This window comes from Methylomonas sp. 2BW1-5-20 (assembly GCF_052474515.1).
Map to the genome: position 1 here is coordinate 651754 of NZ_CP184127.1, position 17393 is coordinate 669146.

Consider the following 17393-nt stretch of genomic DNA (forward strand, 5'->3'; position numbering starts at 1 on the left):
GACCTTGCTCATGATTTCGCTGCGCTTTTCTGGTGTGACTCTATCAGCCATCGCCTAAACTGATAGAACCGGTTTTTTCCAGATTCCCAATAACGATCAAAGCTATCGCCTATTACGGCTTTTGGTTACTAACTGGGCCAGCTTGGTCCCTGGTTTGGTCTTGAGTATTTATGTCAATCTTCTTGTCGAGTACTAACATCATTTCCCTATCATCTTTGAACATATCTCTAATTTCTTCTGCAGGAGATTTTTGCTGACTAGATGTCGTATCGCCTTTCGGAGGTTGACCAGTCTGACCACTAGCGGGTTCAGCCTGGCCGTTCGCTGGTGCCGGCTTTCCTTTAGCTGGAGCAGGTTTGCCTTTAGCCTGCCCGGGTTTGCCTTTTGCTGGAGAGGGCTTAGCTTCAGCTGGAGCAGGCTTGACTTCGGCTGTGGCTTCTTGGCCCGCAGTTTGATCTTTTGCTGACGAATTACCTGAACTTGCAATCTGATAAGCAACCGTATCTTTCGGGACGCAAGCAGGATTATACATCTCGATGTTAATTACATTGCCTCTGGTAGCAGAGGAATTGTTCGTCTGTTCCGCATGACCGCTAATATCGGCGTTTACTACTTCCGTCGGGACTCTAATCGTAGTATCCAATACCAATTTTCCCCCTTGCTCTGCGCTGGCAGTGACGTTTAAGGTAGTTGTAACCTTACACGGCCATATTCCTAATTTTGTGTTGCCCTTATTTAGCTCGGCTTTCATGTTTGCAAATCCGGTCCCGATTTTCCCCATAACAACATCAATTTCCAATTCGCTCGGTTCCGCTAAATCTCTCGGCGAAAATGCTGAGCAACCAGTTAGCGTTGAAGTGAAAAACACAATTTGCACAGCGGTTTTTATTATTTTCATTTTGTTCACCATGTTTTTATGATTGAGTTGCGAAAAATTAAGTAACCTGTATTCATTGATCGTAATTCCCCCTCCACTTACGGACCAGAAGTGCTTTGAATGTAGCAGAGAAAATACGTTAGTGTCACTTAACAAATAGGGGGCTATTTATACAGAAAGATTTTTTCGAGCATCTCGGTGAAAAATCTGATTTCGGTATGCCGGGTCCGAGCACCTGACCTTCAACGTCCAACGAGCTTTTCACCGCCTTTGGTTCGAACTCCAGGCATCATTAGTATAGGTATTTATCCCAGTCGCCACGATCAATTGCGGCCAATGTGGTCAGTTGCATGGGTACCGAAAGCTCAACAAACTTGCCGTTTTTATCAACCGGCGCGTTGGTGTCCTTGCTGATCGATTCGATGACCAGCGGCCAATAGGTGGCATCCTTATATTTTACTGCCAATAGAACCGGCGCGACCGACGGAAAGGTTGTAGCGTATTTGAATCCGTCTTGCAGTAACCGGGCGGCCAAACTGCCTTCGTCCGATAATTCCACCGGCAATGCCCACTTCATCAGTTGGTTGAAGGGTTCATGGACCTCTTTTACCGGATCTTTCCAGGCTCGAAATAGTGCGGTAATGTTGAATTTGGCCGGCGTGGCACCGACGAAGACTTGGGTGGAATTTAGCTTGGTTATCGCGGTTCGGCCCTCGAGGCCGTGCGCCAGGCGTTGCAGATCACTGCCGAACATGTTGTCGACTTTGCCGGCTGAAGCCCTCAATGCTGCCGCTTTGTAACATTTGTTGGAGTGTGGGCGTGATGTTTTGCGTGCCCTGATTTTCGAACGGGCTTTGCCAGGTGAGGGACATTTCAAGATTAGACTCGGTAAGGGGCGCTTTGACCGTGATGTCTTCCAGGCGTTTGCCTTTTCGGTCTACCGGCCAAAACGAGGCTATCAAGTGCGGCGACAGGCCGCCCCAATCGGAGCTCAGTTCAACTGGTTTTTCTGTTTTTGCCATTTTATTTCCTGTATTTTTTAGCCGGCTGCAAGCTCGGCAGATTGAGATGATTGTCTTTCGGATTTCACCGGGGCGCGGTTTCGTTTTCTGCTCAGCGGCTTATGATCGGCGATGGGCGCTACTGGCGGCGGCAATTGCTCGGGCGCCGGGTTTTTCCACACCCGTATAGTGGGTTTTGGTGGCAGAGTGGAAAGAGTGTGAACCGGCAAGGCTTTTGCCCTGACCAGCTGAAGCACAGCGGCGCGCGCAGCTGCTTGGGCTTGGTCGATCCTGCCCAAAACTGAAGCGCCGCCGGGCATATCGTGAAACTCCGGATTTTTTTGCCAAAATTGTACGAATGAGTCGTCTATGGCTTGGATTGCCGGGCCGAGTGCGGCGACGGCGTCAGATAGGGCGGCGAGCCGACTGTCTTGTTCGAGTTGTTTTGCGACTGCTTTCGCCCGGCTTTCAAGGTGTATCATTTCAAGGCCAGAAAGGAAATCTCGTTCGCGGCGCGATTCCGGCGCTAGTTCCCAATCATCCGCTACAATCCATAAGAGCCAATCAGTCGATACATAAAAAACTTCAGCCGCTTTTTTAATCACGCCGAGCGGCACCTGCATAAACCCTTCCTCCATTAATCGAAGATCGTTTTGGCTTATACCCAGTAGCTCGGCGGCTTGATGTTGGGTGAAAGTGTGTTGATTAGATAGCTTGCGAGCTTCAACCAGTTTCAAGCCCACCATTTTGGAAATTAAAACCTCATCTTTATCGATTTTATCGAGCATTATTTGGCCTTTTTTTGAAAAAATTAGTGTCGAACCTTAGCGTATGAATGGGAAATAGCCTCCAGTGACGATATGCGCGCAAGACCTGTCAGATAGGTCTTGCCCGACGTCACAACCGCCCTCGATTTTTACGACTTGCACCTTATCTTGCTGGGTATTGAGCGGTTCAGATATTTTGGGTGCTTCCGCGATTTTTGGCACGGACGGCATACTTGGTACTTTGTATGAAGGTGCGTTTACAGATACCGGATTGATTGCCGCTGCGCCCTGTTTGGCGTACGTTGACATCCAAGTATGGCCATCCGACCTGTCGATGCCTCGAAGGAAGTAGTCGTTTGCGCCGCTGGCGCCGCCAAGGTGCGCGGTTTTTAGATAGGCGGCGACCTGCTCCGGTGAGGCGGCCATACTGATTGCTCCGGATTTCACACCACGGGTAAAGTTGAGTTTTTGCATATCGGTGAAGGCCTTGTCTTGCAGCGAGGGATCACTTAAGTAGGCCTCTTTGCCGCCGGCAATGGTCCAGTTTTCTGGATCGGCCAAGAACGCCTTTTGGTTGTATTGCCCGGACTTCTGGGCGGCTTTGAGCTTTGCGAGATTGACCAAGCCAGTATCGGCAAGCGTTTCCGCGCCCATCTGGTACTTGCCGATGAACCCTTTCGGATTTTCGGCGCGCGGATCTCCGCCGGATTCGGTTCGGATGACTTCGGCCGCATACGCCGCTGCCTGAGCATCCGTCATACCGGGAATGCTGCCGCCGAACGAGCCGAACGCTTTTTTACCGGCCTTGCCAAATGTTGTGTTGTCGAGCAACCACGACGGTGTGCCATTAATGGTGTCCCAGGCGCCGGCTACATTGTTTTTTGTGCGCTCCCACCACTTTGCCCCCATGTCTTTGAAGTCGATTCCGGTGTTGGCTTTGGTGTAGTTATTAAGGTCGTTGAGCTGCTCGCCCACGACGTTTCCGGCTTGGGCAAAGTTGCTTTTTGTACGCTCAAGCCACAGTTCGAAACCTTTTTGGAAGTCGAAACCGTCTGTCCAGCTTTCAAACGCGCTTACGAGTTTGCTCGGCACATCGGCTTGCCTCAGCTCCGAAACCCAAGCGCCAAATTTTTCGCCGATAATTTGCCCTGCCTGATCGCCAAGGAATCCGCCCACAACGCCGCCGACGATCATCCCAACGGGCCCGGCAGCGGAGCCTGCTGCAGCGCCAGCCGCGATACCGCCCAGACTTCCGGCCCAGCCGCCAATCGACTTGCCAGCTGCCGCGTCTTTCTGGGCGCGGGATAAATTGGGATCTGACTCACTGCCAAACACATCGACCGCAGCGCCACCAGCGGCAAACAGTGTACCCAGAATAGGGATGCGTTTTAGCAGTCCCTTGGCCCCCCGGCCCGCTTTACTGAGCAGTCCGCCCAGCATGCCGCCGCCCAACATCCCCCGCAGCAAACCGCCAATTCCGCCGCCGTTGTTGGTGGATATGTTTATGCTGCCGCCCTTGGTGTTTGGCTTTTCTTCGATGTTTTTTAATACTTTTAACTGAGATTTATTGAATACAGTCTCGTCTCTTTTGAATAGGTTTAAAGACTTAAATATCTTACGGAGTAACCCTTCCTGTTTGCTGTCATTTTGCTTGAAAAAGCTCAATCCGCGCCGCATCGGCTCGGCCACTTCTTGAAATGCTTTGGCGGTTGGGTCAATGTTGCCGGCGCCTGCAAGCCCACCCCGCGCGGCATTGCCGATGCGCGCGGCCAAGGCGGCAATGTCGGCCGACGCCGCTTTAGTTTTGGCCGGCTCGGCCACCTTGCCATTTGCGGCTGAAGATAAAAACTGTCCATTCGCCGCGCGCCGAGCCGGAGTAGCCACTTGCTGGCGGTTCACCATTGGGGATGACTGGGCGGCCTTAGCGGCTTGGCGAGTACTATTAGGCCCGGCGCCGACCGTTGCTTTTCTGATGGCCGCGACATCGTGTTTAATATCGCGCAAGTAGCTTGGCATTCGGCCAAGATCGATTGGATCACCGACTAAAAATCCTTGTGAATCAGTTTGAAGTGTCATTGTTGCCGCTCGAGGTTATGGATAAGAAGCAGTGCCGGCCAACAAGTCAACGTCGTATGCGGCCGGATACTGCGGGTAAGGACCGGATTTAAGGAAGGCATCAAGCTTGTTGCATTCCGTTTGCGCGGCAGCGATGGCCGCGTTTTCGGCGGTGAAGGTTGGTGTAGGGTACAACTGTAAAAATTCAGTTTCGGTGAGAGGTCTGTCCGGCTTCAGTTTTTGGCGGTTGTACGTGTCAATGCTGAATTGTTTTTGCCGCTGCAATTCGGCAATTCTGTTTTGGATTGGAATGACAGTGTAATTGCGGTAGTTGTTACCTGGATCGTTTGCCGGCTGCGCTGCAATGGCGGCGGCAAGCGTAGTTTGCTTGGCGGCAATTTCTGTGTTTTCGGGCACAAAATCGGCATCGGCATCGGCAGGGGCATTGGGGAACAGCAACAAGAATTCAGCGGGCTTCATAATGTCTCGCAGGGCGCCATGCATCCGGGCCGAGTGCTGGGAGAGTGAATAACCAATTTTGTCGTTTTGGTTGTACCTGATTATTTCTTGGAGTGCTTTGATTCGATTTTTTACTTCGATCAGCTTATTTCCATCAACCGTTTGCATGTTCATAATTTTTACTATAACTATTTGATATTAGTGTGAAACTGGCTCGGGTTGTTCGAACTGAGTCCCTGATAAAACTCTGGTGTCAAAGCCGGGCGACGCCAAAAATGCTTCCAATTTTTCGCGCTCCGCCGCCAGATCGGCGATATTTGCGGCAAAAGCGTCGATGTTGATTTGTGGAAACGGCGCCATGAGCAATGCCTCGTCGCCGGTGTACCCTTGCCGGCGAAGTTCGGTGACTTTTTCTGCGTGGGCGTTGATGAACGATTGGCCGAGTTGCTGCTCGCGCTCGATGTCGGCGCCGATTGAAAATGCCCGCAGCGCAACCGCGCCGACAAGGCCTCTATCCATCATGGCCATTTCGGCGCTAGTATCCGGCTGAGCAACCCCGTTGACTTCATCCAAAATCGACTCGGCCCAGCACAAGGATTGTGCAAAATGCTCAATTGCGGACCTGTCGTATCCCAGCGCTTGGGCGGTTAACCCGCGCAAGCCGGAAATGGCGGCTTCCAGTTGTTGTCGAGAGGCTGTTTTATTCACGATACTGCTGTACATGGCTAAATCTTTAGCGCGCTATGGTTGCATGCAAGCCTAAGGCATTTCGGACTTCAAGAACGTCAAAGACCTTGGTGGAGTTAAGTATGGCCGTGTCATATCGAGGCGAATCACCCAAAAATACAATGATTTTTTTAGATTCGGCGGTTAGATCATCTAACGCCTTGGCGCATTCGGCCATTTCAGCGTCGGGTTTTGTAACTATTTTTTCAATTTCAGCTTCACTAAACATTTTTTCCCTGAGCTCTTTGGTTTTTGCTGCGTAGTCGGCCGGCAAAGATCGCAGTTTGAATTTTATGATGACTTCTTCGTTTGAAATTTGACTGAGTCTGATTGTGGCAGCAACCAATAGATCTTGATCACGGTCAGCATAAAGCTGGCCGGCTGCATCAAAGATGCATTGCGCCCGGCTGAGGGCCTTGTTAAAAATGGCAACAACTGTGTCAATCTGCTTAATTTGGTCTGAGTCAAGGCCAAGTAAGGCAACATCGACCTTGTTTAGAGCGGTTATGGCATTTCCCACAAATTGCCAAGCGGCCAAAACTTCTACAAAGAAACCTGGAACATGGGGATTCAAAACTGGGGCACCGTTTCGATAGGGGGCCAGCGGGATTCGGTGCTGGTTACGGTGAAGGGTCAAGGCCTGATGGCCGCTAAGCCAGGCTGGGAAATGCGGCTTTACCAGTTCTTACGGACCATACCGGGGGCCAAGTTAACCCGCGTCGATTACGCCGCCGATAACTTCGCCAGCGAAACCGGTATGGACGACTATCTCCAGCTGTACCACGCCGGCCTGTTCTCGCTGAGGGGATTCCCCAAGGTCAGACAAGAGGGCAATTGGATCAGGCCCGACGGCAAAGGCCGCACCTTGTATCTGGGTTCGAAAGAGTCCGGCAAGCTGCTGCGAATCTACGAAAAAGGCCTACAGCTGGCGAACGGCTTCCATGAATTGTATCCGGACTGGATACGCATCGAATTGGAGCTGGGCGCAAAAGATAGAGTTATTCCGTTAGATAGCTTGCTGCGTCCGGGGCAATATCTGGCCGGCGCTTATCCGGCCTTGGCAAAGTTCCACCACGTCCAAAAGCGCGTCGAAACCTTCAAGAACACGGCGAAAAGTACCGTGCAAAGATCGATAGAAACGACTCGTCACCAGTTTGGCAAGCATATCTGGATGCACTCGGCCTTATTCGGTGCCGACGAGACCATCAAGATGCTGACCAAGGGTAAAGAACAGTTACCCAAAAACATCAATTTCGATACGCATGAACAATTGGCAATTGATGAATTTATCCACACCGAAACACCGCTAGTTTTCGAGGCTGGCGACATACCACTCAACATTGATACCGCAAGGGGCAAATAACCATGGAAAAAATCAAAGCATTAGGCTGGAAACACTCAAAAGGCACGCTTGAAGACAGCACGCCGTATGACTTCGTCACCGTTTACGCCATCGCGCGCATGGAAAGCAAAGACAACCAGCGCGGTCTTGCCGGTGTCGATTTTCGGGCGTTGCCGGAGATTAAAGAGCAGCTCCAAAAGATTCAGTTTGGGCAGGGCGTGGTCGAGCTGCAAGTCGAGTTCGAGAAAATCGCCACCGGTAAAGGCATGTTCAAGGACTACATCGTCAACGTGCAACCGCCAGTCGCTAAGGCCGGTTAAACATGCCTTATCTGTGCTTAGCCGTTTCCCCGTCGGGCGCGGTGTCCGGCGTTGAAGTCGCCGCCGCCAATAGTTGCACATCAACGGAATATATCGCCGTGACGGCGCAAGGCTACACGGATGCTCCCACCTTAACGGATTTGTTCGCTATTCCGATAGCGGACGACCTACAGCAGGCTTTTATGATCGGGTTCGCTCTGCCGGTCATTTGTTATCTAACGGCCTGGGCGTATCAGTCGGTTATCGGCTGGTTCGAAAAAAAGCAGAGCGAATAAACCGGGCCAAAAGCCCAATTCAATCAACCTCAAAAGGGGAAATGTATGTTTTTGTCTAAAGAAGAAAGATTCGAGCGTCATCAACAAGAAGTCGTTAAAAGCGGCGCTTTGAGCACTCAAGTGGCTGTTGGTGCCGGTTTGGCTGTTGCCGCCGGCGCTTCTCAAGCTGCGCTCGATTTCACCGGCGTGACCGGGGCGATTGATGCCACCACCATCGTGGCGGCAATTACTGCCGTCGCGGCCATCAAGATCCTGCCCGGCGTTGCTAAGTGGGGCTTCAATAAAGTCATTGGCTGGTTCCGCGGCTAAACAGGCCAAAAGCCTAAAAACAAGGCGGGGTCAAAAGCCCCGCTTTACTGTTGAACCAGGGGGTCTTATGCCGAATTGGCGAGAATATCCGCACGCCGAACCTTGCCCGTGCTGCGGTTACGATGTGAGATGGGCCAGCGATGAAATCAGGCACGGCGTTTTCGAAACCGTCCTGGAATGCCTCGGCTGCGGCTGGTCGTCCGAAGAGACGGTCAACCAGAACGAGTGGGCGGCGGACGTTGACGAAGACGACGACGGCGATGATGACGAAGACGAGGACGACTGATGCTGTGGGCGTTGCTGTTTGTCCTGCTCGGTGTCGTTTGCGCGTGGGCGGTTATTCAGGGGTTTAGCTCGTGATATATCCCAGTCGCTTAGCCATGATAAAGGCAGGGATAGCCCTTTGTGTGTTGTTTTTTTCACAAATGGCGTCCGCTATTATTTATTCAGCAACCCAGATTTGTCCTGCTTCCACTACATTTACGGGATCTTCTGCCTCTGCGGTTTGTTCTCAGTTGTTGAGTTGCGATATATCGCGCGCTTCTGCTGCGGGTGCGACGGGCTTTACTTTTACGATTGATTCACAGTCCGCAACGTCTTGTGTTATTCGCGAGCAGTGGAGTTTCGGCGGTGTGGGTTTTCAGACCAATTCTATATCCGCGTCTTGTGATGCTGGACAGTTTTTAATTGCTGGGACATGTGTGGCTGATTGCCCTGCCGGTAAGTTCCATCCGCCCTTAGCGTCGGGTTCTGGCGTGTCCGCTACCTGTGTGACGACCGGTTCGAGTTCGTGTTCATCTATAGGTGTTAATACGTCGGCGATTGTTCCCATGTGTCGAGAAGCTATCGCGGGTTCTCCGTCATCCTGCTATACCAGTGATTATGTGGATTTTCCGTTGCAGGGGTGTCCGGACATAGATTGTGGCGGCGGCGTAACTGTTAAATATCCTGCAAAGTGTCCCGACGTTAAAACCTGTCCACCCGATTTCATCCTGTCGCCGCTCGGCGCGGGTTTAGGTTCAACTTGCGTCAAACCTGCGCCGGATGAACAAACAGCGCCGTGCGTCTTTGTGGGTAGCTCTAAAGTCTGTGCGGCGGATCAGCAAAACTGCGTTTATAGAGAGGGTCAATTCACGTGTTTGAAGGAGGTTCAAACGCAGCCGCCCGGCTCGACGTGCTACACGGCGGGCGGAAAAACCTATTGTTTATCCAGTCAGCCGGAAGTCAAAACAACCGAAACGACCACGACCAATCCTGACGGGTCAGTAACCAAGCAGGAGACGATACAACCGTCCATCCAAGGCGCACAGCAGCAAACCCGAACCACAACCACCAGTGCAAACGGCACTAAAACCACGGTATCGAACACAACGAACGATATAAACACGGTTTATGGCTTGTCGCAGCAAGGGCAAAACCTCGACTTAAGCCAAGTCAATCTAAACACCGCCAACACGGCCGCGAACACCCAAGCCATTAAAGACTCGCTGGCCGGTCTCGGGACGACGCACGCCGCCTATAACCCCAGCGTGCCGGGCGAGTCGAGCCTGTATGAGGCCAGCGGTAAAACCTTCGGCGGCTCGATCACAAAGCTAAAAGACGGGGTCTTAAGCAGCCAGATCGGGCAAACGGTCACCAACATCTTCAAGCTGACCATACCGGCGTCGAGTTGTCCGACCTGGACTATTCCGCATACCGCGTTGACGCCGGAAATTGTGATCGATCAGCAATGCGCGGCGGTCATGGATAACCATGTCTGGCCGGTGATTAGGGCGGTGCTGTATGTCGTTACGTTACTGATCGCCTTTACCTGGGCGTTCTTGTAAAGCTCAATACGGGGAATCGATATGAAGTTTTTCGACTGGATGGTGGACGGTATCGCCAGCGCGTTCAATGCCTTGTTTGCCTGGCTGCGCTTGATCTATGAAAGCATGAAAGCGGCGCTGTTCGATCTGCCGTTGGTCATCTTCGACAAGTTCGTCGATGCGCTGATAGGGGCGTTTAACTTGTTCAATGGCATGCTCGATTGCTGTATGTCCGGCGCGGCAAGTCTGCAAGGTGCCGTCGATGCTATACCGTCGGCAACCGGCACGGTGTACTTCCTGGACCGGGCCGGACTGGTGCCGTGCCTGGCGTGTTTGGGTGCGGCGGCAACGTTTCGCATGGTTCGTAAACTGGTTACCCTGGGGCATTGGTAATGATTATTTTTCACGAGGGGCTGCCAAGATCGGGCAAAAGTTACGAGGCGGCGATTAACCGCATCATTCCGGCGCTTAAAGCGGGCCGCAAGGTTTTCGCCTACATCGAAGGCCTTAATCACGAAAAGTTCGCCGAGATAACCGGCAAGCCGTTAGATGAAATAAAGGGCAGGGTAGAGCATAAGCGATTGACTACGCAAGAGTATGCGGCGCTGACCGAAGACGAAAAGCAGCGTGTCAACAAGGGCAAAGATGCTTGGAGCATTAAGACTTATCCGGGCTTGCTGCATCAAATAGATATAGATCAGGTAAAGAACATTTTTGACCACGTTGAAAATGATTCCTTAGTCATCATTGATGAGCTGCAAGACTTCTGGCCGTCAGACCGGGCGAAGCTCGGCGACGGGATAACCCAGTTCATTACCCAGCACGGCCACCGGGGTTTAGACATCGTGGTCATGGGGCAGGACCACCGGGACTGTCACGCGCTTTGGAAACGGCGCATCGATCAGCTGATTACCTTTGTGAAACTCGATGCCGTCGGCATGGCCGACCGCTATACCTGGACCACGTTCAAGCAGAACAAAGGCAAATTTGTACAGCTCAGATCCGGCCAGGGTAAATACGATCCTCAATACTTCGGCTTGTACAAGAGCCATACCGACGGCACCACGAACAAAGAAACCTACAACGACGACCGGGCAAACCTGCTGAAATCGTCTGCCATACGCTACGGCTTGCCGGGTGCCGTCGCCGTGGGTGTGGTTGCTGTGTGGTATCTGGTGTCCTTCATGACCGGCGGTCAAGAGGTGGTCAAGGTAAACAAACCGAAGCCGGTCGAAGCGGTGCAAGCGCAAGCCGAAACCCGCCCGCCTGAGAGACAATTAGCGACCAGGGACAACGTGGAGCAGGCGAGGGCAGAGCAGGACAAGCCCAAGGAGTTACCCAAGGCTTTGAGTCACGCGCAATACATCGAACAGATCGTAACTAAATTCAAGCCTAGATTAGCCGGTTTGATAACCGGCACGGGACCGAAGGGCGAACCCAAAACGGTTGGCTACGTGGAATTTCTGGACGAAACCAACCACGTTAAAGAGCGCTTCGACCTCAAGCAATTGGAGTCCTTCGGCTGGTCCTGGGGTGTGCGGCCATACGGTCTTGAATTGCATCGGGGCATGCAGTCAATCGCGGTCACTGCCTGGCCGATTGACGTGTACGGCAAGGTGCCGCAAAGCACACAGACACGGCTGAATAGCGATGAAAATCCCACCTTTAAGGCCGCGAATGTCGAAAGGTCTTAACGGTTTTTCATGTCAATAGGCGGCAACGTGCAAAGGCGAAATCACGTTAACCGTTACCGACCAGGTAGCGGACGGCCTGGCCAAGTAACGCCCATCGTTACTGTCCGGATTCGATTCGTGCCGGCCGGGTAACATGCTGGTACTGTCTTTGTTTCCCGGTATCGGTCTACTGGATCGCGGCTTCGAAGACGCCGGTTTTTGCGTCGTGCGCGGTCCGGATCTGATCTTCGGCGGCGACATACGCCGCTTTCATGCTCCGGCCGGCCGTTTCGACGGCGTGATTGGCGGCCCGCCGTGCCAGGATTTCAGTAAAGCCCGGCGCAGCCAGCAAACGGGCGAGGGCGCTGATATGCTGCGTCAATTCGTCCGGGTGGTCACCGAAGCGAAACCGCAGTGGTGGTTAGCCGAAAACGTACCCGGCGTGCCCGATATTCGAATCGACGGCTACAGCTGGCAACGGCTTGACCTCAACGCCTCCGAGTTCGGCCACGACCAACGCCGGTTGCGTCATGTGCAATTCGGCGCGCTTGACGGCTCGGCGTTACGCCTCGACCGCAAAAAATCGCCGGCGAGTAACGCTACCGTGCTGGCGAACGACAACAGACCGCTAGCCGAGATAGCTGGCCTACAGGGTTTGCCGTCCGATTTCGACATACCCGCCTTTACGCGCGGCGCTTTAACCCGTGCCATCGGCAACGGCGTACCATATGGCATGGCCTACGCCTTGGCTCAAGCCGTTTTAAACCGAACCACGGGCGTTACCCTCTGCGCCTGTTCCTGCGGACGTCCGGTAACGGGTCGCCGAATCTATTATGACGGGGCATGCCGCAAACGGGCTTTCGATAGGCAATTCAAAAAACAATTAGCGCCGAAAGTCTGGTCGTAACCGTTACGAAACGCCAACGGTACCGGTATAATGTCCGAAACATCACCGGAGCGAAGGCCATGATTCAACTGCCGCAACCCACCGAGAATTTACTGATCAACGCCGCCAACGCCGCCGGCCTAAGTCCTGTAATGTTCCTGGACAACCTATTGCGTGAATATCTTGAAGATCAAACTGACATCCAAGCGGCAGCACACGCTTTAACAGAGTCCGGTGAAATCAGCCTGGATGAACTAAAGGTAAAATATGACCTATAGCGTTGCATTCAAAGCCAGCGCTGAAAAGGCCTTTTCGAAACTACCCAAAGACGTCCAAAAACGCATTTATATCGCCGCTCAAGAACTGGCCCAAAATCCCAGGCCGCTAGGGCACAAAAAATTACACGGAGTTGCCGACTTGTATCGGATAAGAGTTGGTGATTACCGGATCGTTTACACAATCGAAGATCAGCGGTTGAAGATCCTGGTGGTTGCCATCGGTCACCGTCGAGACATCTACCGCTAACACCCTTTCACGCAGGCCGCCAGCAAAGCCAGCGGCCGACCGCGTCCCACAGCCTCAAAGCTGCCACCGCCCAGCACTACCAAGCCAAAATCGAACAAGCTTAAACGAAGACAGTTAGCTACGTGACCGGCCCCGGAAACTTTGAAACATCGCGACTTATCCGGCCGAATTAAGCGCCGCTAAAAAGTTTGCTACACAGCGGGAGACCTTTACCGGCGCGGCGCACCGGAGCAGGAATGCGAACGGGCTACGCCTTCCGATACTGTCCACAAAGTGTCCATTTTATAGTCGTAAAGAGTAAGTCAAAGTTATCATTTAACTTTGTAACTTAATGAATAATAAAGAAATAGTGAGACAAAGTAACCCAAAGTTACTTAGAAAAACGGTTTTGTAATCAGCCGGTCGCGGGTTCGAGTCCCATTGCCAGCTTCATATTTATCAAAGGCTTAGGTGTTTTTCACCTAGGCCTTTTTTATTGCCTTCCGGCTTGCTGTGCCAAAATTGTGTCAGGGACTGCTTGAAGCTGACACAAACTTTCGGCATAACTCGCCAGACGATTTTGCCCCAGGTGCGCATAGCGCCGTACCATTTCCACCGACTCCCAAGCCCCCCAGTTCCTGGAGCACATGCAACGGTGTACCGTTTTGCACATGCCAGGATGCCCAGGTATGCCGCAGATCGTGCCAGCGAAACTCAATTCCGACCCGCTTTAAGGCATGCCGCCAAGCCTTGGTATTCACATCAATCACCGGTTTACCCTGATAGGTAAAAACCCGCGTTTGATTCTTGCCCAACTGCCGCCGAAGCACTAAAACCGCTTCAGCGTTCAACGGCACCGAAATCGCTTCCCGAGCCTTGGCTTGATCAGCATGAATCCAGGCGACCCGCCTTTCCAGATCGACTTGCGACCATTCCAGGTGGGTAACATTGGCTTGTCTTAACCCTGTCGCCAGGGAGAAGCGCACCATTTCCGCCAGATGTTCCGGCAAATCCTCGATCAAAGCCGCCGCTTCCTCGCGGGTAATCCAGCGAATTCGCCGTTTCGGTTCCGGCAGCAGCTTGATTCTCGGTATCTTGTCGATCCATTCCCAATCCAAGGATGCTCGCCTGAGAATCGCCCGAATCACCGCCAACGTTCGATTGACGGTGGCATTGCTGACACCTTCGCTTTTATGCTGGGTAATCAGTTGATCAATGCGATCACGGGTAATATTGTTCAGGCTAAGCGCCCCAAAATAAGGATCGAGCCAGCGCAAATGATGAATATCATCATGCTGGGAAGCCTTGTGGCTGGTTTCATCCAACCAGAGCATCACGGCATCTTGCCAACTGTGTTCAGGCTTTTCCCCCAGCTTTTGCACTTCCCAATATTTCGCTTTTAGCCGGTCGTGGTACTCCTGGGCTTGCTTGCGGTCGTCAGTCCCAGTCGATTCGCGTATGCGCTCGCCGTTGGGTGTTGTGAACCGCGTCCACCAGATATTGCCGCGTTTAAAGAGTGACATCATTTTACCTCCCTTGGTAAACCACTCTGCGGCGCTTGCCCAGCATCAAGATATAACGAGCGCAAATAATCGGCAAGATCATCTTGCAGAAACACCCAGCATTTGCCAGGCTTGGCACCCTTAACCAAACCGGCTTTAGCCTTCTGACGCAACACAGCAGGCGACATATGCAAAAATTCGGCAGCCTGTCTGACACATGCCTTGTAAGTGCTTTCAAAAGTCCCTTCGGCAATGCTTCGCCCGTCATTGGCCGAGATGATTTCGCGAATCGTCATACCGCTGTAGATTTTCTTTGTGCGCTTTATCGGTAGCCGCTGAACATCATCACAGAACCCATTCAGATCAGTCTGCAAGATTTGATTGATGGGTTTGTCTGCGACCAACTCAATCAACAGCGGCAAGGTTGCCGAACGCTTGGTGAAGGTCGCTTTGTTGGTCTGGTCGTATCGATTCAGGAAGTCGTCAACCACAGCTGACAAAAGAGGCGCTTGTCGGGTTTCTATTGCTGGTGAGGTAGGGGTGGCGATTGTCTCTAGCGGCCTTGCTGTTTCTTGTGTGTCGCTTTTCGCTGAAATGAGGTCGAGCGAGTCAAAACAGATTTCTGAACTTATCTTACCTGTCTTTAATTCGTGCAATAGTGATTTGAAATGAGCCGCAAGTTTTAACGCTCGGCGCGTTGCTTCGTCGCTGTCTTCGGTTCTAAGGCTTTGGATAATTTCGCGAGATTTGACAATTTCGCGGAGGTCGGCGGGAACGCCGAGACGGAAATAAAAGACGTTTTTTCGTCTTACGAGGTATGGAATTTTTGCTCCTGAATCAATCGAACAATAAGCTGTAAGCCTTGTAAATAAAGCTATGCGGTTTTTTGAAATTGAAAGTTACCCCCAAAGTTACCCCTGATCGAGCGCGGCTGTCTAAGTATTTTGAAAAAGATAGCGGGGTTTAGCGTTCGTGATTGTTACATTATCACGCCACCTATTTACTTGATTTATTAGGTGGATAGGTAGCTGACTGTTTAGGTTGAAATAAACGATCCCTTTCTATTTGCTGCTATTTTATTCCGGTAAATCGTCCAAAACATCATCCAGCCATTCGACTAACGCCGCGCCGGGATGTGTAGCCGCGTCATAGTCAGCTAGCTCGCGTTGTAACCTCGCCATTAACTTTGGCGGAAGTTCAATATCCAGACGGCGAATGCCGCGACGTTTATTCGATTCGCGCCGTTCCCGTTGATATTCGGCGGATGTTTTGAAACTGGATGCGGCCATCGGGGTGACTCCTGCGTGTTTTTGAAACTAGTGTTTTATCCACCGGTATGACTTCGCTTTTGCTTCGGTCTGTTTCCATTTATGGCTGAACGCCGTTTGCCTTCATCAGTCTTTGGGCCGGTACTGCACCCGCCATGCCATTTACAACGACCATTGCAATAAATTGCTATCTGTTTGCAGGTTGTTCCGGCTCGGGTCTTTGCTCCGCATTGAAGTGTGCGTAAATCCCCGGGCATGGGTTCACTGCGTGGCGGTGGGTATCGATAGTCGCGTTCGCGCCATTCAGCCAACAGGGCATTACCGCGTTGGTAGTACTCTTTAAGCCGCTTTCGTTGTTCTGGTGTACTCATAGGCGTGATTAAGACTAGGCATTTGCTACCAGCCTGTCGACCTCCTTTTGGTTCGTTATTTTTTAGTGAGCCAACCAAATGCGATAAACCCAAATAGCAAAACATATCCGCCGAATCGTCCCCAATCCTCATATGGCAGGCTCTCGTCACCATACTTCTTATTTAGCTTGAATAGCCAGATAAAGCATGCAATGGGAATGACAACCCCCATGATGTTTCTTGCTATTTGATTAAGTGTTAACTGACCCAGAGGAATATCGCCCAGGGGCTGTGGGTCCATCCATAGGTACCCGATAATTCCGATAAGAGCGATAAATAAAACTCTAAACAGCATTCCCCACCAACGCAACAACCGCATGGATATTTTATCCATCAGGCTCTCAGTCTTAATGTCGTTATCGTTTTGGTAATCGTTCATGATGGCCTAACTAGTAGTTAGAAAGTTCTGTATATCCAACGAAAAATGACCTTCGGCAAGATAATTTATTGATCAGCATATGATTTTCCCTTCTGTATATCACCAATGATAGGCGGCTATGACTAGCAAAGATCCAATGGCTGTCATTGGATCACGTTAGGTGATAGGCCGCAACGGGTCGATGGCCGTCTATCAATTCGAAAAGATAGTAGTGTTCAAGTGGAATATGGAACATGCAATCTTTGGCTAAATTTTGGGCCGCCGTGCAGCGTTAGCCTTGTTTGCGGCCTGTTTTCGTGCTGAATCATGCCGAGGCACATGGTAAATAATAGGTACATCCCGCATAGTGAACACTGACGACTATTTTTCGATAAGCTAAGTTATTGATTGTTGGTGTTTTGCGTTCATATTATGAACACCTGTTCACTATACGGCATGACTTGTTCAGCATACGGCATGAAGCGTTCATATAGTGAACAAGCAAATCAATTTTGCGGTTGCCAGTTCCTCCATTCATCGCTGGGCTTGTGGTCGTTAAACTCGCGGAAAGTCAGCCGCCATTTTCGCGCTAATTGCTTGCTGAAATGGCCTTCCAGCATCAGCTTGATAAAACCGTGGCTTTCCAGCTCTCTAAAGGCTTCGTGCGCCTTTCCTCGACAGCAACCTATACGCTTTTGGGCCTCTGATATGCTGTAGGCAATAGGTTCGTACATGCGCCAGTGGGTTTGCATCAGGATCAATAGTTTCACCGCATTGCCGCTTAAATCCAGATAAGCGGTAGAGCGGATCATATCGACATCTTGTGCGATGTATTGCTTGCGTCGGGCCGCCATGC

25 protein-coding genes and 1 pseudogene are annotated in these 17393 nt (G+C 51.6%); 11 read left to right on the forward strand and 15 right to left on the reverse strand.

The annotated features are described in order from the left end of the window. Positions 1-112: 112 nt before the first annotated feature. The 8 genes from ACH50O_RS02915 to ACH50O_RS02950 all read right to left on the reverse strand — a co-directional run bounded on the left by ACH50O_RS02915 (position 113) and on the right by ACH50O_RS02950 (position 6459). A complete protein-coding gene (locus ACH50O_RS02915; protein ID WP_446810556.1) occupies positions 113-898 on the reverse strand; it encodes a hypothetical protein in 786 nt (261 codons plus the stop codon). A gap of 271 nt (positions 899-1169) precedes the next feature. Continuing rightward, positions 1170-1631 (reverse strand): hypothetical protein, encoded by a 462-nt coding sequence (locus ACH50O_RS02920; protein ID WP_446810557.1) that lies wholly within the window; start codon positions 1629-1631, stop codon positions 1170-1172. After that, a complete protein-coding gene (locus ACH50O_RS02925; protein WP_446810558.1) occupies positions 1618-1899 on the reverse strand; it encodes a hypothetical protein in 282 nt (93 codons plus the stop codon). Before ACH50O_RS02925 ends, ACH50O_RS02920 begins: the two co-directional genes overlap by 14 nt. A gap of 17 nt (positions 1900-1916) precedes the next feature. Next, positions 1917-2666, reverse strand: a complete 750-nt coding sequence (locus ACH50O_RS02930) for a helix-turn-helix domain-containing protein (protein WP_446810559.1) — start codon at positions 2664-2666, stop codon at positions 1917-1919. A 36-nt stretch (positions 2667-2702) separates the two neighbouring features. Further along, complete coding sequence (locus ACH50O_RS02935) at positions 2703-4418, reverse strand: hypothetical protein (RefSeq protein ID WP_446810560.1); 1716 nt, start codon at positions 4416-4418, stop codon at positions 2703-2705. Positions 4419-4736: 318 nt separating this feature from the next. After that, on the reverse strand, positions 4737-5333 hold the full coding sequence (locus ACH50O_RS02940) for a hypothetical protein (protein WP_446810561.1): 597 nt from the start codon (positions 5331-5333) through the stop codon (positions 4737-4739). 24 nt (positions 5334-5357) lie between these two features. Next, the gene (locus ACH50O_RS02945) at positions 5358-5882 is read right to left on the reverse strand and encodes a hypothetical protein (RefSeq protein ID WP_446810562.1); all 525 of its coding nucleotides are present in this window, start codon (positions 5880-5882) and stop codon (positions 5358-5360) included. A 10-nt stretch (positions 5883-5892) separates the two neighbouring features. Beyond that, entirely contained in the window at positions 5893-6459 is a 567-nt protein-coding gene (locus tag ACH50O_RS02950; RefSeq protein ID WP_446810563.1) for a hypothetical protein, read from the reverse strand. On the opposite strand from ACH50O_RS02950, the gene ACH50O_RS02955 reads away from it, so the two are divergent. The 11 genes from ACH50O_RS02955 to ACH50O_RS03005 all read left to right on the forward strand — a co-directional run bounded on the left by ACH50O_RS02955 (position 6448) and on the right by ACH50O_RS03005 (position 13020). Further along, positions 6448-7248, forward strand: a complete 801-nt coding sequence (locus ACH50O_RS02955; RefSeq protein WP_446810564.1) for a replication initiation factor domain-containing protein — start codon at positions 6448-6450, stop codon at positions 7246-7248. The two genes, ACH50O_RS02950 and ACH50O_RS02955, sit on opposite strands and share 12 nt — an antisense overlap. A gap of 2 nt (positions 7249-7250) precedes the next feature. Continuing rightward, positions 7251-7547, forward strand: coding sequence for a hypothetical protein (locus ACH50O_RS02960; protein ID WP_192375770.1), 297 nt, complete (start codon positions 7251-7253; stop codon positions 7545-7547). 2 nt (positions 7548-7549) lie between these two features. Beyond that, positions 7550-7822 (forward strand): hypothetical protein, encoded by a 273-nt coding sequence (locus tag ACH50O_RS02965; RefSeq protein WP_446810565.1) that lies wholly within the window; start codon positions 7550-7552, stop codon positions 7820-7822. Between the two features lie 45 nt (positions 7823-7867). After that, positions 7868-8131, forward strand: a complete 264-nt coding sequence (locus ACH50O_RS02970) for a hypothetical protein (protein WP_446810566.1) — start codon at positions 7868-7870, stop codon at positions 8129-8131. Positions 8132-8198: 67 nt separating this feature from the next. Continuing rightward, positions 8199-8417 carry a hypothetical protein gene (locus ACH50O_RS02975; protein WP_446810567.1) on the forward strand — a complete coding sequence of 73 codons (219 nt, stop codon included), beginning with the start codon at positions 8199-8201 and terminating at the stop codon, positions 8415-8417. Positions 8418-8961: 544 nt separating this feature from the next. Continuing rightward, entirely contained in the window at positions 8962-9957 is a 996-nt protein-coding gene (locus ACH50O_RS02980; RefSeq protein ID WP_446810568.1) for a hypothetical protein, read from the forward strand. A gap of 21 nt (positions 9958-9978) precedes the next feature. Continuing rightward, entirely contained in the window at positions 9979-10329 is a 351-nt protein-coding gene (locus ACH50O_RS02985; RefSeq protein ID WP_446810569.1) for a hypothetical protein, read from the forward strand. Beyond that, on the forward strand, positions 10329-11630 hold the full coding sequence (locus ACH50O_RS02990) for a zonular occludens toxin domain-containing protein (RefSeq protein ID WP_446810570.1): 1302 nt from the start codon (positions 10329-10331) through the stop codon (positions 11628-11630). Before ACH50O_RS02985 ends, ACH50O_RS02990 begins: the two co-directional genes overlap by 1 nt. Positions 11631-11763: 133 nt before the next feature. Next, a complete protein-coding gene (locus ACH50O_RS02995) occupies positions 11764-12516 on the forward strand; it encodes a DNA cytosine methyltransferase (RefSeq protein WP_446810571.1) in 753 nt (250 codons plus the stop codon). A gap of 59 nt (positions 12517-12575) precedes the next feature. Further along, complete coding sequence (locus ACH50O_RS03000) at positions 12576-12773, forward strand: hypothetical protein (protein ID WP_446810572.1); 198 nt, start codon at positions 12576-12578, stop codon at positions 12771-12773. Next, positions 12763-13020: a type II toxin-antitoxin system RelE family toxin gene (locus ACH50O_RS03005; protein WP_446810573.1), complete on the forward strand. Its 258-nt coding sequence runs from the start codon at positions 12763-12765 to the stop codon at positions 13018-13020. The genes ACH50O_RS03000 and ACH50O_RS03005 overlap by 11 nt, the downstream gene beginning before the upstream one ends. Before the next feature lie 506 nt (positions 13021-13526). On the opposite strand, the gene ACH50O_RS03010 is transcribed toward ACH50O_RS03005, so the two are convergent. The 7 genes and pseudogenes from ACH50O_RS03010 to ACH50O_RS03040 all read right to left on the reverse strand — a co-directional run bounded on the left by ACH50O_RS03010 (position 13527) and on the right by ACH50O_RS03040 (position 17391). After that, positions 13527-14525: a tyrosine-type recombinase/integrase gene (locus ACH50O_RS03010; protein ID WP_446810574.1), complete on the reverse strand. Its 999-nt coding sequence runs from the start codon at positions 14523-14525 to the stop codon at positions 13527-13529. Next, positions 14522-15157 carry a helix-turn-helix domain-containing protein gene (locus ACH50O_RS03015; protein ID WP_446810575.1) on the reverse strand — a complete coding sequence of 212 codons (636 nt, stop codon included), beginning with the start codon at positions 15155-15157 and terminating at the stop codon, positions 14522-14524. Before ACH50O_RS03015 ends, ACH50O_RS03010 begins: the two co-directional genes overlap by 4 nt. A gap of 45 nt (positions 15158-15202) precedes the next feature. Then, positions 15203-15394: pseudogene (locus ACH50O_RS03020) on the reverse strand (DUF6538 domain-containing protein); the annotation flags it as partial. 183 nt (positions 15395-15577) lie between these two features. Further along, positions 15578-15790, reverse strand: a complete 213-nt coding sequence (locus ACH50O_RS03025) for a hypothetical protein (RefSeq protein WP_446810576.1) — start codon at positions 15788-15790, stop codon at positions 15578-15580. A 35-nt stretch (positions 15791-15825) separates the two neighbouring features. Then, positions 15826-16293: an HGGxSTG domain-containing protein gene (locus ACH50O_RS03030; protein ID WP_446810577.1), complete on the reverse strand. Its 468-nt coding sequence runs from the start codon at positions 16291-16293 to the stop codon at positions 15826-15828. Beyond that, positions 16196-16558, reverse strand: a complete 363-nt coding sequence (locus tag ACH50O_RS03035) for a hypothetical protein (RefSeq protein WP_446810578.1) — start codon at positions 16556-16558, stop codon at positions 16196-16198. The genes ACH50O_RS03030 and ACH50O_RS03035 overlap by 98 nt, the downstream gene beginning before the upstream one ends. 485 nt (positions 16559-17043) lie before the next feature. Beyond that, the gene (locus tag ACH50O_RS03040) at positions 17044-17391 is read right to left on the reverse strand and encodes a hypothetical protein (RefSeq protein ID WP_446810579.1); all 348 of its coding nucleotides are present in this window, start codon (positions 17389-17391) and stop codon (positions 17044-17046) included. Between the last annotated feature and the right edge of the window lie 2 nt (positions 17392-17393).

Excerpts from the sequence above, each read along its gene's own strand:
- ACH50O_RS02915 (WP_446810556.1), bottom strand. The coding sequence starts at position 898 with ATGAAAATAATAAAAACCGCTGTGCAAATTGTGTTTTTCACTTCAACG.
- ACH50O_RS02920 (WP_446810557.1), bottom strand. The coding sequence starts at position 1,631 with ATGTTCGGCAGTGATCTGCAACGCCTGGCGCACGGCCTCGAGGGCCGA.
- ACH50O_RS02925 (WP_446810558.1), bottom strand. The coding sequence starts at position 1,899 with ATGGCAAAAACAGAAAAACCAGTTGAACTGAGCTCCGATTGGGGCGGC.
- ACH50O_RS02930 (WP_446810559.1), bottom strand. The coding sequence starts at position 2,666 with ATGCTCGATAAAATCGATAAAGATGAGGTTTTAATTTCCAAAATGGTG.
- ACH50O_RS02940 (WP_446810561.1), bottom strand. The coding sequence starts at position 5,333 with ATGAACATGCAAACGGTTGATGGAAATAAGCTGATCGAAGTAAAAAAT.
- ACH50O_RS02945 (WP_446810562.1), bottom strand. The coding sequence starts at position 5,882 with ATGTACAGCAGTATCGTGAATAAAACAGCCTCTCGACAACAACTGGAA.
- ACH50O_RS02955 (WP_446810564.1), top strand. The coding sequence starts at position 6,448 with ATGGGGATTCAAAACTGGGGCACCGTTTCGATAGGGGGCCAGCGGGAT.
- ACH50O_RS02960 (WP_192375770.1), top strand. The coding sequence starts at position 7,251 with ATGGAAAAAATCAAAGCATTAGGCTGGAAACACTCAAAAGGCACGCTT.
- ACH50O_RS02965 (WP_446810565.1), top strand. The coding sequence starts at position 7,550 with ATGCCTTATCTGTGCTTAGCCGTTTCCCCGTCGGGCGCGGTGTCCGGC.
- ACH50O_RS02970 (WP_446810566.1), top strand. The coding sequence starts at position 7,868 with ATGTTTTTGTCTAAAGAAGAAAGATTCGAGCGTCATCAACAAGAAGTC.
- ACH50O_RS02975 (WP_446810567.1), top strand. The coding sequence starts at position 8,199 with ATGCCGAATTGGCGAGAATATCCGCACGCCGAACCTTGCCCGTGCTGC.
- ACH50O_RS02980 (WP_446810568.1), top strand. The coding sequence starts at position 8,962 with ATGTGTCGAGAAGCTATCGCGGGTTCTCCGTCATCCTGCTATACCAGT.
- ACH50O_RS02985 (WP_446810569.1), top strand. The coding sequence starts at position 9,979 with ATGAAGTTTTTCGACTGGATGGTGGACGGTATCGCCAGCGCGTTCAAT.
- ACH50O_RS02990 (WP_446810570.1), top strand. The coding sequence starts at position 10,329 with ATGATTATTTTTCACGAGGGGCTGCCAAGATCGGGCAAAAGTTACGAG.
- ACH50O_RS02995 (WP_446810571.1), top strand. The coding sequence starts at position 11,764 with ATGCTGGTACTGTCTTTGTTTCCCGGTATCGGTCTACTGGATCGCGGC.
- ACH50O_RS03000 (WP_446810572.1), top strand. The coding sequence starts at position 12,576 with ATGATTCAACTGCCGCAACCCACCGAGAATTTACTGATCAACGCCGCC.
- ACH50O_RS03005 (WP_446810573.1), top strand. The coding sequence starts at position 12,763 with ATGACCTATAGCGTTGCATTCAAAGCCAGCGCTGAAAAGGCCTTTTCG.
- ACH50O_RS03010 (WP_446810574.1), bottom strand. The coding sequence starts at position 14,525 with ATGATGTCACTCTTTAAACGCGGCAATATCTGGTGGACGCGGTTCACA.
- ACH50O_RS03025 (WP_446810576.1), bottom strand. The coding sequence starts at position 15,790 with ATGGCCGCATCCAGTTTCAAAACATCCGCCGAATATCAACGGGAACGG.
- ACH50O_RS03030 (WP_446810577.1), bottom strand. The coding sequence starts at position 16,293 with ATGGTGACGAGAGCCTGCCATATGAGGATTGGGGACGATTCGGCGGAT.
- ACH50O_RS03035 (WP_446810578.1), bottom strand. The coding sequence starts at position 16,558 with ATGAACGATTACCAAAACGATAACGACATTAAGACTGAGAGCCTGATG.
- ACH50O_RS03040 (WP_446810579.1), bottom strand. The coding sequence starts at position 17,391 with ATGGCGGCCCGACGCAAGCAATACATCGCACAAGATGTCGATATGATC.